General features: G+C 60.5%; 3 protein-coding genes. All 3 read left to right on the top strand.

All coding sequences use genetic code 11. The annotated features are described in order from the left end of the window. Positions 1–155 precede the first annotated feature (155 nt). Positions 156–2,048: an N-acetylneuraminate synthase family protein gene (locus tag AC1D1X_RS19030; protein WP_477668514.1), complete on the top strand. Its 1,893-nt coding sequence runs from the start codon at positions 156–158 to the stop codon at positions 2,046–2,048. A gap of 2 nt (positions 2,049–2,050) precedes the next feature. Beyond that, the gene (locus AC1D1X_RS19025; protein ID WP_477668926.1) at positions 2,051–2,638 is read left to right on the top strand and encodes a D-sedoheptulose-7-phosphate isomerase; all 588 of its coding nucleotides are present in this window, start codon (positions 2,051–2,053) and stop codon (positions 2,636–2,638) included. Next, positions 2,635–3,331: acylneuraminate cytidylyltransferase family protein (locus AC1D1X_RS19020; RefSeq protein ID WP_477698897.1), on the top strand; the 697-nt coding region annotated here is incomplete at its 3' end. The genes AC1D1X_RS19025 and AC1D1X_RS19020, both read left to right, overlap by 4 nt.

The following is a 3,331-nucleotide window of genomic DNA, read 5'->3' as shown; positions in this document are numbered from 1 at the left end:
TTCTTTCTTTTTTATGTCACGCCGTTCCGTAAACACGAGCTCATTGGAAAGCTCGAAAGCCTGGGCCTGAATGTGCGTCCATTCCGTTTCGAGCAGGAAGGGCTGCGCGCCTGGTCCGCGCGCGAAGGCAAGAATCAACCCCACCCGGAAAAGACATGAGCATCAGCATTGGCAATTTTGAAATCGGAGCCGGCAGGGCATTTGTGATCGCCGAGATCGGGAACAACCACAACGGCAGCTTTGAGCGTGCCAAGCAGATGGTCGACCTGGCCGTCGAGATGGGAGCGGACTGCGCCAAGTTCCAGTTGCGCAAACTCGACGAGGTCTATCGCCAGCGCACCCTGCGCAAGGACGGCGAGGACCTCGGCACCGAATACGTGCTCGACCTGCTGCGCCGCTTCGAACTCTCAATTGAACAGCACCGCGAACTCGCAGCCTATTGCGGGAGCAAGGGCATTCTCTACCTCTGCACGCCGTGGGATCAACACAGCGTCGACGTGCTCGAGCAGTTGCACGTGCCGGCCTACAAGGTCGCCTCGGCCGATCTGACCAACCTGCCGCTGCTCGAGAAGCTCTGCGCGACCGGCAAACCGCTGATCCTGTCTACCGGCATGAGCCTGCGCGAGGAAGTGCAGGTTACCGTCGACTTCCTCAACAAGCGCAACGCTTCGTTTGTGCTGCTGCACTGCAACAGTACCTATCCGGCGCCGCTGCATGACATCCACCTGCGCTGGATGGAAAAACTCAAACTGATCCATCCGCTGGTTGGTTATTCAGGCCATGAACGAGGTATCGCCGTTACCCTGGCGGCGACCGGCCTCGGTGCCTGCGTGATCGAACGCCACTTCACGCTGGACCGCGGCATGGAAGGCCCCGACCACGCGGCCAGCCTCGAGCATGCGGAATTCAAGCGCCTGATCGAGGGTATCCGCGAGATTGAGCAGGCGCTCGGTGACGGCCGTGAGCGCCGCATCTCGCAAGGCGAGATGATCAACCGTGAGAACCTCGGAAAAAGCCTGGTCGCCGCGAAAGCCCTCAAGAAGGGCTCGATCGTCCGGCCTGAGGATGTGCAGGTGCGCAGCCCTGGCCAGGGCCTGTCGCCGCAGCACTACGAAAAACTGCTGGGCCGCACCTTGCAGCACGACATGGCGGCAGAGGACTTCTTCTATCCGTCGGACCTCAAGGACGAACGGATCGAGCCGCGGCCCTACCGCTTCAAGCGTCCCTGGGGAGTACCCGTCCGCTATCACGACTTCGGTGAATACAACTCGCGCATCAAACCCGATCTGTTCGAATTTCACCTGTCGTATTCGGACATGGAGCTCAAGCTGGACGATTTCCTGAGTGGCACCTATTCCTGTGATTTTGTAGTCCATGCGCCCGAGCTGTTCGCCAACAGCCGGCTGATGGATCTGGCCTCGCCCGACGAAGACTACCGCCGCCAGTCGATCGCTGAAACCCAGCGCGTCATCGATATCACGCGCGGCCTCAAACGCTTCTTTCCGAAGACCATCCGACCGCCGATCGTCGCGAATATCGGCGGCTTCACGATGGACGCGCCGCTGCCGCCCGACGTCATCACGGCCTATTACGAACGCTTCGCAAAAAGCCTCGGCGAACTCGACATGGAAGGCGTCGAACTGATCCCGCAGACCATGGCGCCGTTCCCCTGGCATTTCGGCGGTCAGCGCTTCCAGAACATCTTCGTCCGCATCGAGGAAATCGTCGACTGGTGCCAACGCCTGAACTTGCGCATGTGTTTCGACATCTCGCACACGCGCCTGACCTGCAACCATTTCGGCATCGACTTCTATGACTTCGCCGAAAAGATCGCGCCGATCTCGGCGCACCTGCATCTCGGCGACGCCCAGGGTCTTAACGGCGAGGGCCTGCAGATCGGCGAAGGCGACATCGACTTCACGCGACTCGGCAGAATCCTGGAAAAAGGCTGCCCGACCGCTTCGTTCATCCCCGAGATCTGGCAGGGCCACAAGAACGGCGGCGAGGGTTTCTGGATCGCGCTCGAAAAGCTGGAAGGTACCCTGTGAGCATGGAGCAGATCAAGACGCAGGTCGAGGCGTCCATCGCAGTCAAGCAGGCGCTGCTGGCTGACGGCGCGTTGCTGCAGCAGATCGAGAAACTCGCGCAGGCTTGCCTGGCCTCGCTGAAGGCCGGCGGCAAGATCATTTTTGCAGGCAACGGCGGCAGCTTTGCCGATGCACAGCATCTGTCAGCGGAGTTCACTTCGCGTTTCCTGTTCGACCGCGCGCCGCTCGCGTCGGTGGTACTGGCAGCCAACAATTCAGCGATCAGCGCGATCGGCAACGACTACGGCTATGAGTTCGTGTTTGCGCGCGAGCTCGAGGCACTGGCGAAACCGGAGGACGTCTTCATCGCAATCTCGACCAGCGGCAACAGTGCCAATATCCTGATGGCCGTCAAGGTCGCCCGCGAGCGCGGTGTGAGCACATTCGCCTGGACCGGCGCGAGCGGTGGCAAGCTCAATGAAGCTTGCGAATGCCTGCGTATTCCGTCGAATGAAACCGCGCGCATCCAGGAGTGCCACATTCTGGTCGGGCATATTCTGTGCGGCCTGGTCGAGGCCTGGTATTTTCCAAAGGGAGCCGAAAAGAAATGACAAAAATCGTGGCGCTGATTCCGGCGCGAGCGGGCTCCAAGGGAGTTCCCCACAAAAATATCAAACCCCTTGGCGGCCACGCGCTGTTGGCCTGGTCGATCGCCGCCTGYCTGCGGTCGGCAACCATCGACCGCGTCATCGTTTCAACCGACTCGGCCGAATACGCAGCGCTGTCACGGAAACTCGGCGCCGAAGCGCCGTTCCTGCGCCCTGAAGCGATCTCGGGCGACCGTTCGACCGACTATGACTTCATTGTCCACGCGCTCGACTGGCTGGCAGCCGAAAGCGGCGAGCCCGAATACATCGTGCATATCAGGCCAACCACGCCACTGCGCGACCCGCAGTTAATCGATGACGCAGTGAAAGCTTTCATCGCAGCGCCGCAAGCAACCGCGCTGCGATCGGTACACGAGATGTCCGAGTCGGCCTACAAGACCTTCGAGATGGCGGAGGGAGGTCAACTCAAGCGCCTTGGTGCGGACAATACCGAGCTTGACGCGGCGAACAACGCGCGCCAGCAATTTCCGAACACCTACCAGGCCAATGGCTATGTCGATGTGCTGTCGAGCGCGTTCATCCGGAAGTCGGGTCTGATGCACGGCAACCATGTGCTGCCCTTCATCACGCCATCGGTGGTCGAGGTCGACACGCTTGACGATTTCGAACACCTGGAATTCCAGATCACCCGGATGC

It is taken from the genome of Polaromonas sp. P1_G4 (assembly GCF_056405475.1).
Note: the sequence above shows the minus strand (reverse complement) of the source record. Positions and strands in the feature narration are given on the sequence as shown.

Coding starts and splice junctions, on each gene's coding strand:
- AC1D1X_RS19025 (WP_477668926.1), top strand. CDS start 2,051: ATGGAGCAGATCAAGACGCAGGTCGAGGCGTCCATCGCAGTCAAGCAG.
- AC1D1X_RS19030 (WP_477668514.1), top strand. CDS start 156: ATGAGCATCAGCATTGGCAATTTTGAAATCGGAGCCGGCAGGGCATTT.